The sequence below is a fragment of the Pseudobutyrivibrio sp. C4 genome (genome assembly GCF_900111635.1).
In the GTDB taxonomy this organism is placed as follows: Bacteria; Bacillota; Clostridia; order Lachnospirales; family Lachnospiraceae; genus Pseudobutyrivibrio; species Pseudobutyrivibrio ruminis.
This window is the reverse complement of sequence record NZ_FOHF01000012.1, coordinates 35,497-57,567: the sequence shown is the minus strand read 5'-3', so window position 1 is coordinate 57,567 and position 22,071 is coordinate 35,497. Positions and strand designations below refer to the sequence as shown.

Below are 22,071 nucleotides of genomic sequence, written 5' to 3'. Positions count from 1 at the left end.
AATATGCCGACTACATTTTTGCAATGAAAAACGGAAAGCTTTTAGCCGAAGGCACCCCAAACGAAATCATCACCACCGATTCCGTCAAGCAAATATACGGCATCGACAGCGTAGTCATCGAAGACCCAATGTCCCTAAGCCCCTTCGTAATCCCAATAAGCGCCCACGACAACCTACAGAGGTCCTAGCTCGCCCCGCCCGCAGCACTGCCGCCCTCACTCTAGGGGTATCATTGGAGCAGATTTTTGGATTACCTTAATGTGTAAAGTCGCCCATATGTAGGTGTACTTACGAAGCTTTTACTATTCGAAGGTAATGTATGGGTGGGACGGACAATTGTAATATACGTAATCATCTAGTCTTAACTAGTCTTTGTATTATTACTTTTGCTACTACATTCACTAAGTAAAACTTAAAAAGAGATATTTGTATGTATTGGCACCGTGGCACATTCAACGTCCTGTTTCAAGTGACCACTGCTGCCGCCGTCCTAGCGGCAGCTGCCAATCCATATCAAATATCTCTTTTTGTTTTACTAACTTCATTCCAAAGCAAAGAGTAATAAATACAAAGCTAGTTTAAGACTGATGATTACTTAGTGTAGTGTTTGTCCGTCTCCCCCCATACCTTACCGATAGAATTGTAAAACTTTGTAAGAACACCTACTAATAAATATGGGCGACTACACATTTAGATAATCCAAAATCTGTGACGTACCCCCTAGAGTGAGGGCGGCAGCGCTGCGGGCGGGGCGGGCCAGGGCCGGGACAAATCTAGAGGGGCAGACCCTACACATAAACTATAAAAATGTGTAAATAGTAGGTTTGTGGGGCGTGATATGTGGTATTATAGTGGAGGTTGCGAAATTATATTTGTTGGGAAAGGACTTATACTATGTTGGAAATTGGGATGAAGAATACCGCTGAGACGGTTGTTACAATTGATAATACTGCAAAGGCTTTTACTAGTGGGGCTCTTGAGGTGTTTGCAACGCCTGCAATGATCGCTCTTATGGAGGAGACTTGCTGGAAAATGGTTCAGCCAGAGCTTGAGGAAGGCCTGGGTACTGTAGGCACAAAGGTAGATGTTAGCCATATGGCTCCTTCAGCTATTGGAAAAACTATTATTTGTGAGGCTACTCTTATTGAGATTGACGGCCGTAAGCTTTCTTTTGAGGTTGTATGTTCGGATGAAAGCGGTGTTGTTGGAATGGGTACTCATGAGAGATTTATCATCAATAACGAAAAGTTCCTTGCAAAGGCAAATAAGTAATAAAAACGGCTAGCCAAATGGCTAGCCGTTAGTTTTATTCTTCGTCTGCATTTAAAGCAGCATCAATGATTGACATTAATTCCATGGCACTGCGAAAGCTAAGCTTTTCATCCCGGTCAGCCCATGTGACCTGGCCCTGCCATGTGTCGTTTTCGCATTTATTAACATGTACTACAAATGTACCTTCTTTTTTATCTGCCATAATAAGCACCTCCCACTGATATACTCTATGATAGCATATTGCCTGCCTAATGCCTATTCAAAATCTAATTCTATTGGACAATGATCTGAGCCCATAACGTCTGTATGTATCTTGGCGTCCTTCATTCTGTCTTTTATATCCTCTGATACTATGAAATAGTCTATGCGCCAACCTGCATTCTTCTCTCTTGCATGGAATCGGTATGACCACCATGAATAGATTTCTGCCTGGTCTGGATAAAAGTGTCTGAAGCTGTCTACAAATCCAGAATCCAATAGCTCTGTCATCTTGCCACGCTCCTCGTCAGTGAAGCCTGCATTACGACGATTTGTCTTAGGATTCTTGATATCGATTTCCTCATGGGCAACATTTAAATCGCCACAAAGGATTACGCCCTTTTTCTTGTTAAGCTCGCACATGTAAGCTCTGAAATCGTCTTCCCATGTCATTCTGTAATCCAGACGCTTAAGCTCATTCTGAGAATTTGGTGTGTAGCATGTGATAAAGTAATAGTCCTCGAACTCGAGAGTAATAACTCTTCCTTCGTGGTCATGCTCTTCTATTCCTATACCGTAGCTTACAGAAATAGGCTCTTTCTTTGTAAAAATAGCTGTGCCTGAATAGCCTTTCTTTTCTGCATAATTCCAGTAGACGTGATATCCTTCCTTTTCGGAATCAAACTGTCCCTCAGAAAGCTTGATTTCCTGAAGGCAAAAGATATCTGCATCCACCTCATCAAAGTATTCCCAAAAGCCTTTTCCTACCACTGCTCTAAGGCCGTTTACATTCCATGAAATAAATTTGCTCATATAACCTCCGGGTCAAATTAGTTAGTTCTTAATGCATCAATAGGATTAAGATTTGCAGCCTGATGACTTGGTAAAATACCAAATACAATACCGATTACCATTGAAAATATCACCGCAATAAAAGCGGCTGGCCATGATATTGCAACAGGTGTGCCACTCATAATTGAAATGATTTGAGCAAGTCCAATACCACTGGCAACTCCAAGCACACCACCCATAGAAGTAAGTACGGCAGCTTCTGTAAGGAACTGTCCCATGATTTTTCCTTTTCTTGCTCCAATGGCTTTCTTCAGACCTATCTCTGCAGTACGCTCTGTAACTGATACTAGCATAATGTTCATTACACCGATACCACCAACTAAAAGAGAGATTGCTGCAATCCAAATAAGCATTGAATTTGTTGATGATGAAAGCTGCTGAAGCTGCTGTGCCTGCTCCAGCAAATCCTTTGATTGATACTTGATCGTGTCATCAGTTGGACTGATGTATGAATTCATAATATCTGCAGTCTTCTTTCCTGCAGCTGTCATATCATCAGTAGAATTAGCTCTAACTAAAACATTTTCTGGCTCGTCATATTTGTAGCTTATAGGCCAGGTTGAAAGTGGGATATAAACTGTTCCAGATTCATCCTGCATGTATGTTTCATAGTCAGAGATTGAGTTGATTGTAGGCTCAAAGTTTGAACGTGATGCAACAACTCCGATTACCACATATGAATCTCCCTGAATCTCAAGGATTTTTCCAATAGGCTCATCATTGTGAAGAAGATCTTCCACAACGCCATCATCAATTACACAAACCTTTTTATAATCTTTTAACTCATCTACTGTGAAAAGTCTACCTTCTTTAACTGTAAGGTTGGCTGTTGAAAAATAATCTGTTTCAACGCCTTTTACGTATCCACCATTCATTGAATTGTTCAAGTAATAAACTCCATCATAAATCTGTCTGTTGGCATATTTACTTGCAGATTTGACCTCATCCAAATCTCTGATTTCAGATAAAGCATCATCGCTTACCTGAGGAACTCCAAATGGTGCCTCGCTATAGCTTAAATCAAGTGGCCAATCATTTTGATAAAGCTGAATATCAACAGTGTTGGAGCCAGAGCCAATAAGATTTTCTTTAATCTGTTGGTTGGTTCCTTCGATAGTAGATACTATGGCGATAATAGCCGCAATACCAATAATGATACCCAGCATTGTCAAAAAGGATCTAAGCTTATGTGTCCATATGCCTCTAAAGGCCAATCGTAAATTTTCTAACATAAGTCCTCCCTTAATACGCAAAAGAATCCACTATTTTGCAATTCATACCTTCCACTGCTCCATTTCCATATGGGAATGCAAGGTAATCATCCATAGTGACACCGCTTTTAATCTCAATCATTGAACCCCAAAGGCTTTTTCCAACCTTTACATAAACTTTTTCAAGCTTATTGTCAGAGCCCATTTTCATAACATAATTACCGCTGGCATCCTTACGAACAAAATATGTAGAAATATAAAGTCCGGTATCTTCCTGTCCAGCCGGAGTAATTGTAATATCTACCCCAGAGCCAATTTCAATACCACTGCTTCTATCGAAACTAGCCTTAAATTCATAGTTACTGCTGTTTGTGTTTCCATCTCCAGAATAGAAATTGTTGTTATCTGTATTTGGAGTATCACTGATATAAGTAATAACAGCATCTGCTGTAAGTCCAGTATCCCAGGAAGAAATAGTAACTGTATCTCCAACATTAACACTATCAAGATAGAACTCTCCAATACTGCCTGAAATATAGTACTCATCAGTAGCGGTAACTATCATGAATGGTTGAGTGTTATTGTAATTGTCCTTGTTCTGAACCTTGGAAACTGTACCTGAAACCTTTGCCAGAATCTCACCATTGTCATTGGTGTTCTTCATAACCTCAAGCTCATTTTCCTTCTTTCTAAGATCAAGATCATGTTTCTTGAGGGTGTTGGAAACCTCTTCTATTTTATCTTTAAGCTGAGTAGGTGTATAACCTTCTGGAGCATTGTATCGTTCTACAACATTTCCTTCTCCATCAACACCTTCGTGGCCAATCATCTCTCCTGTTTCTGCATTGTAGTAGAAGGTACCTACAGTAACTTCTGTTGTTTCATAATTATCGTAACATTCGAAAAGAGAATGGTCCGCATTTACGATAGCATTAATCTTGTCTGTATCATCAGTTTCATCCAGGGAATTCCCCTTTTCATCATAATAGAGAGTAGATGTAAGATTTCCAGACTGATCATAGTATTCCTCGTAAACAAGATGGTCTTCCTTGTATTCACCAAAGGTAGAGCCCAGCTTTAATCTATACTCTTTACTAACAAGAAGCTCCCTTGTTCTGGTATCTGGTGAGCTTGAAATGTATTCAGGAATAGGTGTTGTATTCTGCAGTCTTTCAAGAGTAACTGTATCAGCAACGTAAGCTTGTCTAGCTTTTTCTACTTCAAGCTCTTTGCCTTTAATATCCTGTGTTTCTTTCTTGACTGTCATCAGCACATCGCCTTCGTTAACATGGTCGCCAGGCTGAACATTAACAGATAATATCTCTGTTCCTGATGAAAGGTAAGTGGTCTGAGACTTATCTGAGGTTACATCTCCGTAACTATTTATTGAATCACCCCAGTATCCATCCATGGCATACATGCTTACGGCAACAACCTCAGCAGTCTTTTTGCTTTGGCTGTATCTGTATCCTCCATACAAACCGCCACCAGCCAAGGCCACAATAATAACTATTATGAGGATAGGTTTAATTATCTTTTTCATTCCTTATCCTCCTCTAATCCATGGTAAAGCTTGCCGTCGACAATTCTGTATGTCTTTTTCGCATGGCTGGCAATATTGGCATCGTGAGTAATCATTATAATGGTTGTGCCTTCTTCATTGAGCTTTTCAAAAAGGTCCATGATAGCGGCGCCAGACTTTTGATCAAGGGCACCTGTAGGCTCATCCGCCAAAAGAACCTTTGGATTATTAACAATGGCTCTAGCTATAGCAACTCTTTGCTTCTGACCTCCGGAAAGCTGGTCAGGACGGAATTTTACTCTATCCGCAAGGCCAACCCTTGTAAGAGCTTCAATCGCTCTTCTTTCTCTTTCTTTTTTAGGAACTCCTGCATATGAAAGAGGAAGGGCTACATTTTCAATTGCATTCTCCTCGTTCATAAGATAGAAGCTTTGGAAAACGAAACCAATAGAGTGAAGTCTTAAATCAGACATCTGCCTATCTTTAAGCTTTAGAACATCCTTATCTTCAAAATAATAGACACCAGATGTAGGTTTATCCAGGCAACCAATAACATTCATCAAAGTACTCTTTCCAGAACCTGATGGCCCCATGATTGCCACGTATTCACCTTCGTTTACAGTAAGTGACACATCGTTCAAAGCTGGAACCGAGGTTTCTGTGCCAGATTCACCGTAAACCTTGTAAATGTTTTCAAGTTTTACAATCATTCTTATTCTCCCTCGTATTCGCTAACAGTCTTCATTCCCTCAGAGTAATCCTCCATTGGGAAAGCGATTAATGTGTCATTATCAATACCAGAAACAGAATATACCATCTGCTCCTCATAATAATCTCCAAGCTCGATAGGAACCTTTGTTAAACGTCCTTTATTGTCTGCCCATACAAATGGATTGCCCTCTTCATCATAGGCAATATAGTAATCATATAAATATGTGCCATCTGTAAAGTCCATCTCTGGTGCATCTGTCTGTCCAAGTTCGATGTATAGATGCTGTCCCATCATTAGACCTTCACTATCCTCAAGTGTGATATAAAAAGGATATTTTGTGGAACTAGAATCAGAAGAACCACCACCATAATATGACGAATCATTGTTTTCCTGCTTTGATTCAGTATCAATCTTGGTAATTGTTCCTTTCCATGTCTGACTGCTGTCCACACGAGAACGAAGTGTTACAGGCTCATCCACATTGATTGCCCATACGTTTTGCTCATTGATTTGTCCCTTAACTCTCATCTCCTTAGATGCAAGAATTGTGATAAAAGAACCATCTGTTGTGTATGGGTTTGTATCATCTGCAATCTTTGTGATTGTGCCATCAACTGTAGAAGTTACAGTAGAATTTGCTATTTTATTGTTGTTAGCTTCAATCTTTGCATTTACCATCTCGATATTATTCTGAGCAATGGCAATGTCTGTATTTAATGAATTAATCTGATTGGTAAGCTCTTCCTTTTTAGTTTTATCCTCATCTGTGTTGCCCTTGATTTTATCAAGCTCTGCCTGAGTCTTGGTAATATCGTTGTTGTAATCAGCAATACTAAGGTTGTAGCCTTCAATTTCAAAGCCATACTGAGTATTCTCTGATACCAGAGAATCAGTTTTATACGAAAAAAGAGGTGTTCCAACTGTAACAGTGTCGCCCTCAGATACAAAAAGCTGATCTAACTCTCTGTCAGAACTTTTTGTGATACCTGTAGACTCCTGACCTTCCACAACGCCCATAAAGACATTAGTAGAATATCCACTGTTAGTTCCCATGATATCAGACAAAGACATAACGTATACCTCCGCTGAATCATCAGAACCAGTTGCACCTCCTGATATAATTCCTGATTTCCACACGAAAATTCCTGCAGCCGCAATTATCGCTGCAAGCACAATAGCTATAACCTTTTTTTTCATATCATTCGTCCTTTCGATGAACATTAACTGTTCTATTTCCCTTAATACAGTTATAGCATTAATATAGGGCCATTGCAAGCAAATACAACGGCCCTAATATAATATATTCTTGATTTAATTTTTATCTGCAAAGCAGTGTTTCTCGGGTTGATACGCATTTATCAGCAATACATACAATCCATGCTGCTCTACTTTTGGGAACCTTGGTGATATTAAGTGGCCACATATGGCTTTCAATAACATCTTGAGTCCTTTTTCCTATCCCAAAGTCGTTAATGGCATTTTCTTTTGCAGTGTTTGAATGAGAAAAACCGTGAAGTCCATGTCCATCATCAGTAACATGCCAATCATATAAATAATAGTCGTGTAAAAAAGCTCCTATTGTAAGAACTCTATCATCTGCTCCTATATGAAGTCTTTTATTAATCCAAAAACTAAGTCTAGTGACACTTTCCACATGATCAAAAGTTGTTATTCTCCCATGTTGAATGTAGTTCTTCATTTTTTGAACTCTCAAGTCACTTCTAATTGGCGCCAAGATACTATTTAATCTTGCCTCTTCATCTGGTCTAAGTCTCATAAAAACCTCCGAGATAACCATATTCATTACAAATCGCAGTTGAAATAGTACCAAAGAATTATGTCCAGGCTGTGAATGTAATATGTAGAATATGATAATTCTATCTGAATTTGTAGAAGGAGTCTGTACGTCGTCCATCGTTAAACGAACCTTCTATCAAGATAGAACCTGCATGGTTTACCTCGGCAATCCCCACCTTTCCTGTATTCTCCTCTAAATATGAAATATAGAAAACATAAACATCTTCTTTAAAGAAATAATCGTATCTTTCTTCATCAGTAAGATTATCTTCTATTTCCAAACAACAGTCTCCAGGATTAAGCAAAAACCTTCCCACATAATCTGCATCCTCTCTGGAATATGTAACCGTGTATCCCTCCTCCTCAGGAAAATCCAGTAGCAGCTGAGCATAAGCATCATCTGCGGACTCCACAGGGACCACTTGATTTGAAGAAACCCTAGCTTCTTCAGTTGGATTATAGTCTGGAATAGAGAGCCATAATCCCAATATCCAAATCTGAATAAATAAAATCAAGGTTAAACAAAATACCAAAATACCTTGTACATAACGTTTTACTCTTCCAAGACTAATCCTGTCATGAACTTTTTCTTTAATTTCTTCTTTTGTTTTATCTTGTTTGCTAATAGACTTTATTTTATCTATTAGCTTCTTAAAATCCGGAATTCTAAGTTTTTTATTATTTTCTTTATTCTTGATTTTATTTTTAGCATAATCGCTTTCACCTATTGTTGAAAGACAATGCTGGCATATTACTTTATTATCAGCATGCTGTCCGCAAATAACACAATTCTCATCTACGGCTTGGCCAGCTGCTATATCAAATATTCTTGTTTTGAATCTCTTACCAAAAACAGAGCCTAGAATTTGTCTTTCATTTTCTAGCCTCAGTATACCTTCAACAACCTCCATACGACTGAAATCGTATTTAGAAGTAAGTCGAACCATATATAGTAGCTCTTGTCGTAACTTATCGTCTGCCATATAATTCGTCCCTATCGCTATCTATCTAACTTTTCGTCCATGCCTTTAAAGCATAGATACGCTAAAAGCTTATTATCTCTCTCTAAAATTTTACCAGCGTACAATATGCCATTGTTTTCAGCTTCAGCTCTATTTACACGAGCCTTTACTGCCAAGCTAAAATCTGAATTATGAGCATTATCAGCAAAGTTAACCTCTACAATGTCACCTATTGTGACTCTATTAGCATTACCAATAAAGGAAACTCCACTGTCGCTAATATCCAAAACTGAGATGGAGAAACGTCGACCATCTTCCATAAGAGCAGAGCCTGGCTTTTTCACATGCACTCTAACATCCTCTCTTCGTTCACTGGATGCTGCGATTTTACCAAAAGCCTTGGCATCTACGGCATAGTAATCCACACCTCTGAATTTAATAACGTTAACAGCTACATTTTTCCACACAACTCTACCGCCAGTGTGTGGATCTATGCAATGAAGTGAGAATGTCATGCTCTGTGGAGATCCATTTGTAAAATCCACAACCTGTCCGTTATACACGTATGGCTTAACCAATGCTCCTGTTTCAGCATTGGTACCAACCACCTCTGTCTTCAATTCAAATGATGAGCCACCAATAAGTACTTCTAGTGTGACCTCCTGTCCTGCCCTTAGCTGCTCAATAATCATAATTCGTCTCCCTTAACCACTTATAAAACTATTCTACATAATTAATCGGAGTTTTTGTATAAAAAATTCATACATTTTGAAAATTAAACAGTCTTTTTTGCTGCCGCTTCAACAACATGCTTTACAAGTATGCTTGTTGTAACACCTCCAACACCACCTGGCACTGGAGTAATAGCATCTACAATTGGTTCAGCTTCGTCAAACTTAACATCGCCGCAAAGCTTGCCTTTTTCATCATTCCAGCTAATACCAACATCAATTACAGTCTGGCCTTCTCTCAAATATTCCTTTCCAATGCTTTCCATCTGACCAGAAGCCACCACTACAATATCTGCATCCTTTGTAATAGAAGGAATATCAACTGTTCTTGTATGGCAAATTGTAACAGTTGCGTTTTCGTGCATAAGCATCATTGCAACTGGTCTACCAATAACAAGTGAGCGACCTATGACAGCAACCTTCTTGCCAGAAAGTGCAATATCATAATGCTTTAAGATTTCCATGGCTGCCTCAGCTGTACATGGTGCAAAACCAAGATTTGTGTTTGTAAATACACCGGCAAGAGATAAATCAGTGCATCCATCCACATCCTTTTCAGCCTTCAGCATATTTCTGGCTTTTTCACCATCGATATGCTTTGGAAGTGGTCTAAACATAAGAATTCCATGAACAGAGTCATCCTCGTTTAACTCAGTAAGCTTCTCAAAAAAGGCTTCTTCAGAAACATCCTCCGGAAGTGCCTCCACTCTAACTGTCACACCAACCTGCTGACAGCGTTTGATTGCGCCTCTTTCATAAGAAAGATCATCTGCTCTCTCCCCTACTCTAAGGATAGCAAGTGTAGGATTAACTTCCTTTTCTTTGAGCGCCTCTACCTGATTAGCCATTTTTATATTTAATGCATCAACTACTTCTTTACCTTTTAATAACTTTGCCATGATACCTCCAGTTTATAATCTTTCCATAACGCTTTTGTATATTTCATCAGCTTTGCTTACATACTCATCTACTAATGCTTCCACTTTAGAATCTAAATCTGAAGCATACTCTCTATCCTTCATAGATTTAGTATTTATCTTTACATTAACAGCTGCCCCTTTGATTGCTCCCTGAAGCATTGCAACACCTGTGGCCGCATCACTAATCATAAGCACTGAGCCTTTATCTGCAAATTCTCTTTGTAAATCCACTGCTTCACAGGCAAGCTGAAGAATCTGAAATGGAACCTGTGCAGCATCTTTCAAGCACTTTTCCATTATTTCGTCTCTGGTAGGATCTTCCTTTGGAATAGAGTAAGCCTTAGAAAGTGGTTCAAAGGCTATAGCATCATCATCGATGCATTTTAAGAGTTTAACTCTAATGTCCTGAGCTTTTTCCATTAAATCCTTTATTTCTGGCTCCACATCTGCGTATTTCTTTTTCCCAACAGTGAATTCGCCAACCATATCTCCAAGAGCGATTCCAATGCTTGCAACCATAGCGCTTGCACCGCCACCTCCTGGTACGGATGTCTTTGAAGCAAGCTTCTCTGTGAATTCCTGTAATGTTGAATTAGTTAAACTCATAGTATTCTCCTTTTATATAATGCAAAAAAGACCTTGGTAATCCAAGGTCTAATCAGTAATAAAGTCAAAAATAGTCATTTGGTCAGAATCAGCTACTAAATTGTCGTAGTTCTCCTGCTCCTCTGGTGTTAATTCTCTGTGATATACGTATGTCTCTTGCTTGATAACACCATCCATATCAAAATACATCTGTCTGTATTTTAGATTATCATTTTCTAACATTACTCTAGCCCAATCAATTATCCTAAATTATTCATGACTATTCTATCATACTTCTAAGCCGAACTCACTAGGTAAAAATCGTGGACATACATTATCTGAAGTAACAATAACAGATGCTGCTAAAGTAGATCCGATTTCACAAGCCTCTTCGATTGTTTTGCCATATGTAAGACCGATTGTTACACCGGCGAAGAATGAATCTCCTGCACCTGTAGTATCCTTTACATCTACCTTTCTAGCAGGTACAAATCCTGTATTTCCATCAATGTCTGCGTAAACAGCTCCCTGACCACCAAGAGTTACAATCATCTTTTTGATCTGCGCACCCTGGATTTTCTTTGCAAGGATTTCTTCCATCTCCTGAGGTGTTTTCTCTGAATAATCATCCATGAAAAGGATGCCCGCTTCCTGCTGATTGCATACAAAGCATTCTACATTCTTTAAGAAATCTCTGCGTTCAACAGCAATACTCATGTTTGATACAGCTGCATAAACCTTAAGGTTATATTTCTCTGCATATTTGAATACTCTTTTGATTGAATCCTTTTCCATATCAATCTCAAGAGCAATACTATCTGCATCTTTGAAGATTTCGTCTCCTTCTTCATCAAGAATATCATTGATTACAGAAAGATCAGGACGTTTTGAAATAGATGCAACTACGTCTCCGTGATTATCAAAAACTGCAAGCCACTTTCCCATTCCATCAGGAGTACGGCGAACAAATCTTGTATCGACCTTGTGATTATTAAGCTTCTCAAGTACGCCTGTACCAATACCGCTTTCATCTACAAGGCTAACAAATGTAGGACGAAGCTCAACATTTGCAATGTCCTCTACTACATTACGGCTAACACCACCGTGAACTTCCTCTACAGTACCAACATTTCTACCTGCTGGAATATAGCTTGCTGTAGAGTGACCTTTAATATCAATAAAAACTGCTCCTAGTACTACAATTCCCATTATTAATTACTCCTTTTTAAACAATGTATAAATACTATCACATGCTTTTAGAATTTTAAACAATAATTTACTACCAATGTGTTGTCCTTTATAATATACCTAAATTGTTACATAACTATGATACGAGGTATACCATGATTAAAGTAGACTTAATTACAGGATTCTTGGGTAGCGGCAAAACTACCTTTCTTAAAAAATATGCAAATTACTTCATTTCCCAGGGCAAACGAATTGGAATACTAGAAAACGATTACGGCGCTGTTAATGTTGATATGCTTCTTCTAAATGATTTGCGTGGAGACAATTGTGAGCTTGAAATGGTAGCCGGTGGATGTGACGCTGATTGTCATAAACGCCGTTTCAAAACAAAGCTTATTGCCATGGCTATGAGCGGTTATGACAGAGTCATCATTGAGCCATCTGGTATTTTTGATGTGGATGAGTTTTTTGATGTTCTTAGAGATGAGCCCCTTGATAGATGGTATGAAATCGGTACAGTTCTAACTATCGTTGATGCAAGACTTGAGGATAATCTTTCTGATGATTCCGATTTCTTCTTAGCCAGCCAGATAGCAAACGCCGGCCGCATAATTCTTAGTAGAACTCAGCTTACTGATTTAGATCATATCGCAAATACGAAGGCCCACTTAAAAGCTGCAGCAGAAAAGGCCAACTTAAATATAAATGTAGATTCTCTTGTCCTCGATAAAAACTGGGATGATTTTGATGATGGGGATTTTGAAATGATTTCAAATAGTAGCTATGCTACAAGATCTTACATAAAAAAATTAACCACTGATGACAGTGGTTATAAAACAGTTTATTTTCTTGAGCTTCCATTAAAAAAAGAATATCTAAAAGAAAGAATCGATACTCTTATGTCCGACTCTTCTTTTGGTGAAATCCTACGTGCAAAAGGCTTCTTTAATGAAGACGGCACTTGGTATCAGTTCAACGCCACTAAAAATGAATTTGAACTAACACCAATGTCCGTAGGTCAGCAGGTCTTCATTGTCATTGGTGAAAACCTTAATGAAAGTAAAATCCGTGAATTCATGGAAGCAAATAATTAAGCTTCTGTAATCTTGCCTGCAATTGCTGTAGCTGCAGCTGTTGCAGGGCTGGCAAGATATATCTGAACCTTGCTAGTTCCCATTCTTCCAAGGAAATTTCTATTGTTTGTGGCAACCACCACTTCGTTATCTGAAAGAATTCCTCCACCTCTTCCACAGCACAAACCACAACCTGGAGTAGTTATAATTGCGCCAGCGTCAGAAAGAATTTCAAGGGTGCCATCAGCTAAGGCCTCTCTATAAATCTTGCGGCTAGCAGGAGTGACAATCATTTTCACAAATGGTGCAACATGCTTTCCCTTTAAAATTGTAGCTGCCGTTCTAAGATCTTCTAATCTGCCATTTGTACATGAGCCAAGGAATACCTGATCCACCTTTGTCCCCTTAAGCTCAGAAACCGGATGAATGTTATCCACCAAAGATGGACAAGCCAAAACAGGAACCATATCCTCTGCTCTATATCTGAGTATTCTTGAATACTTAGCATCATTATCTGGCTTCAGTGCCTTGATACTATCGTCATATTGTATTTTGCAGTAATCACATGTCTTGTCATCTGGAACAAACAAACCGCATTTTGCCCCAGCTTCCACCGCCATATTAGACATAGTCATTCGGCTGGCTACACTCATAGCCTCTACTGTGCTTCCAGTAAATTCAATAGCCTGATATGTAGCTCCAGAGGCAGTCAAATCACCAATAATTCTAAGAATGATATCCTTTGATGTAACATTTCCAGGTAGCGTACCATCAATTTCTATTTTGATTGTCTCAGGAACTTTTATCCAAAGCTGACCTGTTCCAAGTATGCCTGCCATCTCCGTATATCCGATACCTGTTGAGAAGGCGCCAACGCAACCATATGTAACTGTATGGCTGTCTGTTCCAAAAGCAATATCACCAGGCTTTACGTATCCAGCCTCTGTCATAAGCTGATGACATATTCCATCTGTTCTGTGGACATTTTTGATGCCATATTTCTTTGCAAATTCATCACCTTCTCTGAAATGACGAGTGTCATCTACCTGAGTAGCAGGAAGGAAATGATCATATATAAGAACAACGCTGTCAGGATTTTTAACTTTTGAAAAGCCCATCTCCTCAAACTTCTGTACAGCAAAAGGAACCATGATGTCATCTATCATGCACCAGTCAACATCTACAGTGACAATGTCTCCCGGTTTTACATCATGCCCTACTTTATTTCCAATTATTTTCTCTACTAATGTCTTTCCCATTTTTCCACCATTAATCCAATCCATTACGCTTTCTCATAGCTTTTACCAAGCCGCCTGCTTCGAGTATTTCCAGAAGATTATCTGGAAGTGAGGCTATTTCGTAGGATTTACCATTTACAACGATTTCCTTGCCTGGTGTAACCTCAGCAATATCTCCTTCTTTAACCTCATCATACAAATCCTGATTTTCAATTAATAGCAGGCCATTGTTAATGGCATTTCTGAAAAAAATTCTGGCGTAAGATTTTGCAACAACACAGGATACTCCAAGAGCCTTTACAACCTCTGGAGCCTGTTCTCTTGAAGAACCGCAGCCAAAATTGTTGCCAGCTACAATCATATCTCCTGGCTGAATCTGTGATGCCAAATCAGGCCTAAGTGGACTAAAGGCGTAAGGCTTCATTTCCTCCACCGTCTTAAACGCCAAATACTCTGTAGGTAAGATTATATCTGTATCTATGTCATCCCCAAGGACCCAAATTTTCGCAGTAAATTTATCACTCATAAATTTTCTCCAATCTAGTCTATGCACATAATCTTACATTAACAATCATTAACTCTCTTCCTTCGACTACATGTCTCATACAGAGAGCAAATAGATTGTTAATTAGATTATGATCTATAGTTTATCTGCAGTAGTTATAAATCCTTCTACCGCGGATGCAGTTACAGTTGCCGCTGATGCAAGATATACAAATGAATCCTTGTGGCCAGCACGTCCTTTGAAGTTACGAGTGCCTGTAGAAATAAGTGTTTCACCTTCACCGATGACACCCTGGCATGCGCCCCAGCATACTGAACAATTAGGATTCATAACCATTGCTCCAGCTGCCATAAAAATATCAAGAAGCCCTTCCTTTAGTGCCTGCTTATATACTTCTCGACTGGCAGGTACCACTAAAAATCTAACTCCCTCTGCAACATGCTTTCCTTTGATTACTTCTGCACCAACTCTTAAATCCTCGATACGTCCGTTGTTGCAGCTACCAAGAAATGCCTCGTTAATCTTTGTACCTTCACATTCAGATGCTGGTACAACGCTATCTACAAAATGAGGCTTTGCAACTATTGGCTGAATCTCAGATAAATCAATATCAAAAACTTTCGCAAACACTGCATCTTCATCTGATGAGAACAGTGCTTTGGGCTCACGTCCATGGGCCTTTAAATACTCCATTGCAACATCATCAACCTCCATAAGAGCAGTCTTTGCACCTGCCTCAACACACAGATTGCAGATTGAAATTCTGTCAGCAATTGAAAGATCATGCAATCCCTCTCCTGCAAATTCCATTGCTTTATAGTTGGCTCCATTAGCAGAGATTCTACCAATGATGGTAAGAATTAAATCCCTTGCGTATACCCCCTTATTAAGCTTTCCATGAAGATTAAAGCGAATTGTCTCTGGAACCAATAACCATGAAGTTCCAGTAACCATAGCATACAGATAATCTGTGCAACCAACGCCCGTACCAAAAGCGCCTAACGCTCCATATGCACAAGTGTGAGAATCAGCACCAAAAATCAACTCTCCTGGACGTACGTGCTTTTCCATCATAACCTGATGGCACACTCCTTCTCCCTCATAAAAAGTAATTCCATGCTCTCTGGCAAAGTCTCTCATCTTTTTATGACTTGCTGCTGTTTTAGGGCTATCAGCAGGAATATTGTGATCAATAACCCACACAAGCTTATCCACATCCGCAATACGTGGATGCTTAAGGTTGTTATACATGTCTATTGTCAGATGAGTAGTTCCATCATTACTCATCAATCTATCAAGTGTAACTGTCTCAATATCGCCAGCCTTACAGCTCTCCTTGCCAGCTGCTGCGGCGATAATCTTTTCTGCCATTGTCATTCCCATATCTAATCCTCCTTATCCAAAGATGCTATAAGACCACCTTGATCCAAAATTTCCTGCATCTTTTCAGGTAGCTTAGTACAAGAATATTCTTTTCCATTTGCTTTGATGATGCCAGCATTCAAATCCAGTTCCATTTCATCTCCGTCTTTTACTACATCATAAAGCTCTTTACTGACAATAACCGGCATGCCAATGTTTATAGAGTTTCTATAAAAAATACGAGCGAATGATTTAGCTATAACAGCTTTCACACCTAGTGCTTTTAGTACGCTTGGCGCCTGCTCTCTTGATGAACCACAACCAAAGTTTTCATCAGCCACAACAAAATCACCAGGCTTAACCTGAGATGCAAAATCGCCATTTAGGGACTCAAATGTATGCACTTTCATTTCGTCTATTGTGGGAAAAAGTAGATACTGTGAAGCGATAATCTGATCTGTATCTACATCTTTGTGAAATCTAAATACCTTGCCCATATTTCCTCCTTTTACATGTTGTCACATTTTCTAGTTAATCTATTCTACCTTAATTCTTTAGCGATTTAAAGAGGTAAAAACTTTAAAAAATCATAAGATTGTTTTATTATATGTAAATATGATTTTTGATAGGAGTTAATAAATGAATTTAGTTTTAGTTGGACGAATCTTTTCAATTTTGGCTTGTATCCTTATGGTGTTAATCGGATACCTTAAGCACAAAAAAACAATCCTATGGGCACAGAACCTACAGTTTGTTCTTTTTTCTATATCCTACGCTTGCCTTGGTGGTATTGCAGCAGTTGTAGGAAACATGGTTAGCTTGCTTAGAAACCTTATCTGTCTTAAATGGAATCTTTCTGTTCCACTTCAGATTTTTTTCATTGGCTTTCAGGGAGTATTCACCTTCATAACTACTCAAAACAGATGGATTGATTGGCTTCCTTTTGCCGCAGCTACTATGATTACACTTTCACTTAGATCTAAAAAGGATTTAATGATAAAGCTTGGATGCATCGGCAGTATTCTTTGTTTTGGAACTTATGATTTCTTCCTTAAGAACTGGGTTGTATTTGCATTCGATGTTTTCTCACTTATCACAAGTTTAATTGGTGTATATAGAATTCTATTTGATAAAGAAAAAGAGGCCTTTTAAAAGGCCTCTTTCTTATTCTTCAACTTTTCTTGAAAAACCTATCATCAATACATCTTCCTTGTGTGGATGTTTCATAAGATGAATTATAGTTCTAAACTTTTGTGGAACACCTGCTACATTGTGCTCTACAACAACCTCTACCCTTGTTTTTCCTTTATTATAAGCTTTTAAAAGAGCAGGTCGTGTGAGATTTTCCTCATAGACTTTATATGACTCTCCTACACATATTGCTAATGCATTGTGAGTCATATCGTCAATAACACCTGCTGTAGGCGCATCAAAGAAAATCTCTGGGTTCTGGTACATCATATAATAGCTATTCTTATACAGATTTCCGAACATTATCATGTCATATTCTGTCTTCATAGCTCTTAAAAGCAGGCTGTGAGTACTGAATGTTCCCTGCTTCTTAAGGAAATCATCATCATCAACCATAGGAGCATTGTCTATCATTGCAAGAACCAGGAAATCCTCTTTTTTGAGTGGTCTAGAGAATAAATACCCCTGAACTCTATCACAATCCATATTCTGCAAAAACTTAAGCTGCTCCATGGTCTCTACGCCTTCAGCTATAGTCTTTAAGCTAAGACGTCTTGCAAAGAAAAATACAGTTTCAAGGGTACCACGTCCCCTTTCATCCTGACAATTATCTTCCAAGAATGCTTTATCAACTTTCAAAAAACTAACTGGCATATTCTTTACAAACTGTAAGGATGTAAAGCCTGCACCGAAATCATCTATAGCGATTTTAACACCGGTGTCTGCGATGTTTGTAGCCCACTCCTCTATGGATTTTAAATCCTCAACAGCAAGAGCAGATTCTGTAATCTCGACCTCAAACATCTCTGGCTTTACTTTATATGTTGTAAGAATGGCCTGTAACTTGCGATAGAAATCTTTTTCTTTTACATGCCATCTAGAAAAATTGACAGCAATTGGAACTGCCTTATCTCCCATTTCATGGATAGTTCGACAGGCTTCCTCTGCCATATACCAATCTAAGATATTTATATCATCTGTCTTTTCAAGTCTCGGTATGAATTTGTCTGGGCTAATTATTTCGCCATTAGGCTTCACCCATCTAACAAGTGCTTCTGCACTAACAATTCTACCAGTACTGGCATCATACTGTGGCTGATAATACGCTTTGATTTCTCGATTTTCAATAGCATTTACTACTTTATCTAAGAAAGAAGTACTCATATAATCCTCAATTACTACATCCTAAGCATTAACTCACGATCAATAACTTCCCCATTTCGATAATAAACACGAGGAACACGCTTGCTAACTGCACAAGTTAATTCGTAAGGAATAGTACCTGCACAAGCAGCTAAGTCATCAATACTGTTCTTCTCCCCAAATATTTCAACTTCACTTCCTACATCTACAGTAGGCATATCTGTAATATCAATCATACACATGTCCATGCAAATTTTACCCCTAAGCTTTGCAGGACCTTCCTTTGTGTAAAGTGAACATTTATTAGAAAGACTTCTAAGAAATCCATCTGCATAACCATATGGCAAAACACCAATACGAGTTGGCTTGTCTGTAACAAACATTCCGCCGTAGCTGACAGCAGTTCCTTCTGGATAAATCTTGATTGTGCTGACAGTTGTCTTCATGGTCATGGCTGGACGAAGTCCCATCTGATGAGCGAACTCACCATAACCATATAATAACAGGCCTGGACGCACCATGTCTAGATAAGTTTCTGGGAAACGAGCAACTGCTCCTGTGTTTGCGCAATGTCTAATTTTAAACTTGTGATTAAGCTGCTCTTCAACTGCAGAAATGACTCTGGTGAATAACTCAAACTGATGCTTTGTATAATCATCATTGGCCTGACCAAACTCATCTGCCTCAGCAAAATGAGTAAAGATTCCTTCTGCCTCAAGACCTGGCATCTGGCATGCTTCTACAATGCCGCTGACACCAGTATCAAAATAGCCATTGTCGCAAAGGTATCCTAAACGAGACATTCCTGTATCCACTTTGATATGAACTTTTAAAACGCCTCCGGCCTTTACTGCTTCTGCACTATACTCATCTGCTTTTGCCTTGCAAGTGATGGCCTGTGTGATTCCATATTCAATAAGACGTGGAACCTGCTCCTTTGGAGTATGCCCCAAAATAAGAATAGGCATCTTGATGCCGTTTACTCGTAATTCTAAAGCTTCATCTGCACTGCTGACAGCAAGATAATCAGCTCCTAATTCCTCAAGGAGCTGACTAACTTGAATACTTCCGTGTCCATATGCATCGGCTTTTACTACGCCAAGAAACTTGACATCACTGCCTATCTTTTCACGAATCTTTTTGTAATTATATGCGATGGCGTCGAGATTTACCTCGGCCCATGTACGTCTAAGTGTTGATTCCATAATCGTATTGCTCCATTATCATTTAATGTTCAATACTATTATAGTCATTTATCTTAAAAACTAAAGTACTTTTGACAAGAAGTCCTGTAATCTCTGAGACTTTGGAGAATCGAAAATTTCTGCTGGAGTTCCCTCTTCTTTGATTCCCATTTCGTCGAAGAAAAGTACTCTATCTGCTACTTCTCTTGCAAATCCCATTTCGTGTGTAACAACTACCATTGTCATACCATCATCAGCAAGCTCTTTCATAAGATTGAGGACCTCACCAACCATCTCTGGATCTAGTGCAGATGTAGGCTCATCAAATAAAATAACCTCTGGATTCATAGCAAGTGTACGGGCAATTGCAATACGCTGCTTTTGTCCACCTGAAAGGCTGTCAGGATATGCTGTCGCTTTATCTGCAAGACCAACTCTTTCAAGAAGCTCTGCTGCTTTCTTGTTTGCCTCTTCCTCGCTCATAAGTCCAAGCTTTACTGGAGCAAGTGTAAGATTCTTTTGAATTGTAAGATGAGGGAAAAGGTTGAAGTGCTGGAACACCATACCCACACGACGTCTTACATCATTTATATCTACTCCCTTTGCAGTGATATCCTCGCCATCAAGATAAATCTTTCCGTCTGTAAGATTCTCAAGCTGATTTAATGTACGAATGAATGTAGATTTACCACAGCCTGATGGTCCGATGATAGCAATAACCTCACCCTTTTCAATCTGCATATTTACATTTTTAAGAACTTCATTCTTTCCAAATGATTTTGATAAGTTTTCTACTTTAATTAATACTTCACTCATGCTATCTCTCCTTAATCAGCCTTTCTTTCTGTTTTGCGTAAGCTCTTTTCCCATTTACCAACAAGCACTGTAAGCAACTCTACGATAATAAGGTAAACGAATGCTACAGCAACAAGTGGAATGAAAGCTTCGTATGTCTGGCTTCGAATGATATCTCCACCACGAGTTAAATCTGTAAGACCGATGTATCCACAAATTGATGTCTCTTTGATAAGCATGATGAACTCGTTTGCCAAAGCTGGAAGTACATTCTTGATAGCCTGTGGAAGGATGATAGCGGTCATTGTCTGCTTGTGCGAAAGACCAAGGCTTCGTCCTGCTTCCATCTGACCATTGTCGATGGACATGATACCACCACGCATAATCTCTGCTACATAAGCACCTGAGTTAATAGCAAATGCAATAATTGCAACAAGTACCTTTGAAACATTAACTGACTTAAATACAACATAGTAAATAATCAAAAGCTGTACCATCATTGGTGTTCCACGAATGATAGTAAGATATACTTTACAAATTCCGTTAAGAATTACATGTGCTCCTGTTTTATCATATGAGACACGGATAATCGCTACAAAGAAACCTATAAGCACACCGATGATAACCGCACATAGAGCAATCACAAGTGTATTTCTAAGACCTGTTAAAAGATACTGATATCTTCCATCCTTTACAAAGTTTGCATAAAGCTTCTCTGTAAATGTCTGTCCGTCAGCTGCTGCATTAGCATCCTTAACAATCATAACCTGCTTTGATGTGATATATGATGTAGAGAAATTAATTGATTTCGCACGCTCTTCTGTCATTGTCATGCCTGCAATACCAACATCAGCCTTATGAGAGCTAACTGCGTTGATAATAGAATCGAACTCCATGTCCTCGATTTCAATGTTCATACCAAGCTTATCACCAATGGCATGCATAATATCCATATCGATACCTACAACTTCACCACTCTCATAGTATTCGTATGGCTTAAAAGTAGCATTAGTTGCAACTACGATTGTTCCATTGTCATATGTAACTCCCTCAGGTGACTCATATGGGAACTTACCTTTTGTATCATCTCCAATGTAGTTAGAAATGATTGCATCCAATGTGCCCTCTTCCTGAAGCTCAGCAATAGCGCCATTAACCTGCTCTAAAAGCTCGTCATTATCCTTAGCAATACAGATTGCATATTCTTCCAAAGCGAATGGCTCATCCAAAATAACTAGTGAACCTTCGTTTTCAACACTTGCAATTGCAGGCTGCTCATCAGCAATAACGCAATCAATCTTTCCCTGCTTTAAAGCCTGAACCGCATCAGTAATTTTATTGTAACGCTCAACTTCTGTTCCAGCCTCGTCTCCTTCGTAATCACTGGCATAAATATCACCAGTTGTTCCAAGTTGAACACCAATTTTTGAGCCTTCTAAATCATCGATAGATGAAATAGTTTTTGTGTTGTCAGCACTTCCACAGCCAATGAAAAGTGCGGCAAGCATACATGCAAGAATTGTAGCTTTCTTTTTCATATAATCCGTCTCTCTTTCGTATAATTATTCTTTAATAATGTATTTTTATACTAAAACATAATACCACATAATTATAAAAAATAAAGGGGAAA

The 22,071-nt window shown here is 38.9% G+C and carries 24 protein-coding genes and 1 pseudogene; 4 read left to right on the top strand and 21 right to left on the bottom strand.

Annotated elements, in window-relative coordinates; translation table 11 throughout:
- A pseudogene (locus tag BMY66_RS13895) lies at positions 1–188 on the top strand (ABC transporter ATP-binding protein); the annotation flags it as partial.
- A 706-nt stretch (positions 189–894) separates the two neighbouring features.
- Positions 895–1,272, top strand: coding sequence for a thioesterase family protein (locus BMY66_RS13580; protein ID WP_033154376.1), 378 nt, complete (start codon positions 895–897; stop codon positions 1,270–1,272).
- A gap of 34 nt (positions 1,273–1,306) precedes the next feature.
- Here BMY66_RS13580 and BMY66_RS13870 read toward each other — a convergent pair whose 3' ends face one another.
- The 13 genes from BMY66_RS13870 to BMY66_RS13525 all read right to left on the bottom strand — a co-directional run bounded on the left by BMY66_RS13870 (position 1,307) and on the right by BMY66_RS13525 (position 11,971).
- Positions 1,307–1,474 carry a hypothetical protein gene (locus tag BMY66_RS13870; RefSeq protein ID WP_167541227.1) on the bottom strand — a complete coding sequence of 56 codons (168 nt, stop codon included), beginning with the start codon at positions 1,472–1,474 and terminating at the stop codon, positions 1,307–1,309.
- Positions 1,475–1,527: 53 nt separating this feature from the next.
- The gene (locus BMY66_RS13575) at positions 1,528–2,283 is read right to left on the bottom strand and encodes an exodeoxyribonuclease III (RefSeq protein ID WP_090395507.1); all 756 of its coding nucleotides are present in this window, start codon (positions 2,281–2,283) and stop codon (positions 1,528–1,530) included.
- A gap of 17 nt (positions 2,284–2,300) precedes the next feature.
- A complete protein-coding gene (locus BMY66_RS13570; protein ID WP_090395506.1) occupies positions 2,301–3,554 on the bottom strand; it encodes an ABC transporter permease in 1,254 nt (417 codons plus the stop codon).
- A gap of 10 nt (positions 3,555–3,564) precedes the next feature.
- On the bottom strand, positions 3,565–5,076 hold the full coding sequence (locus tag BMY66_RS13565; protein ID WP_090395505.1) for an HlyD family efflux transporter periplasmic adaptor subunit: 1,512 nt from the start codon (positions 5,074–5,076) through the stop codon (positions 3,565–3,567).
- Entirely contained in the window at positions 5,073–5,765 is a 693-nt protein-coding gene (locus BMY66_RS13560) for an ABC transporter ATP-binding protein (RefSeq protein ID WP_033154381.1), read from the bottom strand. The genes BMY66_RS13565 and BMY66_RS13560 overlap by 4 nt, the downstream gene beginning before the upstream one ends.
- A 2-nt stretch (positions 5,766–5,767) precedes the next feature.
- Positions 5,768–6,964: an efflux RND transporter periplasmic adaptor subunit gene (locus BMY66_RS13555; protein ID WP_044937644.1), complete on the bottom strand. Its 1,197-nt coding sequence runs from the start codon at positions 6,962–6,964 to the stop codon at positions 5,768–5,770.
- A gap of 121 nt (positions 6,965–7,085) precedes the next feature.
- Positions 7,086–7,544, bottom strand: a complete 459-nt coding sequence (locus BMY66_RS13550) for an HD domain-containing protein (RefSeq protein WP_074792024.1) — start codon at positions 7,542–7,544, stop codon at positions 7,086–7,088.
- A 100-nt stretch (positions 7,545–7,644) separates the two neighbouring features.
- Positions 7,645–8,547 (bottom strand): hypothetical protein, encoded by a 903-nt coding sequence (locus tag BMY66_RS13545; RefSeq protein WP_143064542.1) that lies wholly within the window; start codon positions 8,545–8,547, stop codon positions 7,645–7,647.
- A gap of 17 nt (positions 8,548–8,564) precedes the next feature.
- Complete coding sequence (locus BMY66_RS13540) at positions 8,565–9,218, bottom strand: PilZ domain-containing protein (protein ID WP_044937641.1); 654 nt, start codon at positions 9,216–9,218, stop codon at positions 8,565–8,567.
- An 83-nt stretch (positions 9,219–9,301) separates the two neighbouring features.
- Positions 9,302–10,156, bottom strand: coding sequence for a bifunctional 5,10-methylenetetrahydrofolate dehydrogenase/5,10-methenyltetrahydrofolate cyclohydrolase (locus BMY66_RS13535; protein ID WP_090395503.1), 855 nt, complete (start codon positions 10,154–10,156; stop codon positions 9,302–9,304).
- A gap of 12 nt (positions 10,157–10,168) precedes the next feature.
- Positions 10,169–10,783, bottom strand: coding sequence for a cyclodeaminase/cyclohydrolase family protein (locus tag BMY66_RS13530; RefSeq protein WP_090395502.1), 615 nt, complete (start codon positions 10,781–10,783; stop codon positions 10,169–10,171).
- A gap of 48 nt (positions 10,784–10,831) precedes the next feature.
- Entirely contained in the window at positions 10,832–11,005 is a 174-nt protein-coding gene (locus BMY66_RS13865; RefSeq protein WP_155952487.1) for a hypothetical protein, read from the bottom strand.
- Positions 11,006–11,050: 45 nt separating this feature from the next.
- Complete coding sequence (locus tag BMY66_RS13525; RefSeq protein ID WP_090395501.1) at positions 11,051–11,971, bottom strand: carbohydrate kinase family protein; 921 nt, start codon at positions 11,969–11,971, stop codon at positions 11,051–11,053.
- Positions 11,972–12,105: 134 nt separating this feature from the next.
- On the opposite strand from BMY66_RS13525, the gene BMY66_RS13520 reads away from it, so the two are divergent.
- Positions 12,106–13,044: a CobW family GTP-binding protein gene (locus BMY66_RS13520; RefSeq protein WP_044937634.1), complete on the top strand. Its 939-nt coding sequence runs from the start codon at positions 12,106–12,108 to the stop codon at positions 13,042–13,044.
- On the opposite strand, the gene BMY66_RS13515 is transcribed toward BMY66_RS13520, so the two are convergent.
- The 4 genes from BMY66_RS13515 to BMY66_RS13500 all read right to left on the bottom strand — a co-directional run bounded on the left by BMY66_RS13515 (position 13,041) and on the right by BMY66_RS13500 (position 16,625).
- Entirely contained in the window at positions 13,041–14,282 is a 1,242-nt protein-coding gene (locus BMY66_RS13515) for a 3-isopropylmalate dehydratase large subunit (RefSeq protein ID WP_090395508.1), read from the bottom strand. The genes BMY66_RS13520 and BMY66_RS13515 overlap by 4 nt on opposite strands.
- A 10-nt stretch (positions 14,283–14,292) precedes the next feature.
- The gene (locus BMY66_RS13510) at positions 14,293–14,787 is read right to left on the bottom strand and encodes a LeuD/DmdB family oxidoreductase small subunit (protein ID WP_090395500.1); all 495 of its coding nucleotides are present in this window, start codon (positions 14,785–14,787) and stop codon (positions 14,293–14,295) included.
- 114 nt (positions 14,788–14,901) lie between these two features.
- The gene (locus BMY66_RS13505; protein ID WP_090395499.1) at positions 14,902–16,149 is read right to left on the bottom strand and encodes a 3-isopropylmalate dehydratase large subunit; all 1,248 of its coding nucleotides are present in this window, start codon (positions 16,147–16,149) and stop codon (positions 14,902–14,904) included.
- A 2-nt stretch (positions 16,150–16,151) separates the two neighbouring features.
- The gene (locus BMY66_RS13500; protein ID WP_044937629.1) at positions 16,152–16,625 is read right to left on the bottom strand and encodes a LeuD/DmdB family oxidoreductase small subunit; all 474 of its coding nucleotides are present in this window, start codon (positions 16,623–16,625) and stop codon (positions 16,152–16,154) included.
- 142 nt (positions 16,626–16,767) lie between these two features.
- Between BMY66_RS13500 and BMY66_RS13495 the strand changes: the two genes are divergently transcribed.
- Positions 16,768–17,280, top strand: a complete 513-nt coding sequence (locus BMY66_RS13495) for a YgjV family protein (RefSeq protein WP_044937627.1) — start codon at positions 16,768–16,770, stop codon at positions 17,278–17,280.
- A 12-nt stretch (positions 17,281–17,292) separates the two neighbouring features.
- Here BMY66_RS13495 and BMY66_RS13490 read toward each other — a convergent pair whose 3' ends face one another.
- From BMY66_RS13490 to BMY66_RS13475, 4 genes are read right to left on the bottom strand one after another with little or no spacing between them, the layout of a single operon-like run.
- A complete protein-coding gene (locus tag BMY66_RS13490) occupies positions 17,293–18,483 on the bottom strand; it encodes an EAL domain-containing protein (RefSeq protein ID WP_090395498.1) in 1,191 nt (396 codons plus the stop codon).
- Positions 18,484–18,497: 14 nt separating this feature from the next.
- Positions 18,498–19,667: an alanine racemase gene (gene alr, locus BMY66_RS13485; protein WP_044937626.1), complete on the bottom strand. Its 1,170-nt coding sequence runs from the start codon at positions 19,665–19,667 to the stop codon at positions 18,498–18,500.
- A gap of 60 nt (positions 19,668–19,727) precedes the next feature.
- Positions 19,728–20,462, bottom strand: a complete 735-nt coding sequence (locus tag BMY66_RS13480; protein WP_090395497.1) for an amino acid ABC transporter ATP-binding protein — start codon at positions 20,460–20,462, stop codon at positions 19,728–19,730.
- An 11-nt stretch (positions 20,463–20,473) separates the two neighbouring features.
- Positions 20,474–21,979, bottom strand: coding sequence for an ABC transporter substrate-binding protein/permease (locus BMY66_RS13475; protein WP_090395496.1), 1,506 nt, complete (start codon positions 21,977–21,979; stop codon positions 20,474–20,476).
- Positions 21,980–22,071: the final 92 nt, after the last annotated feature.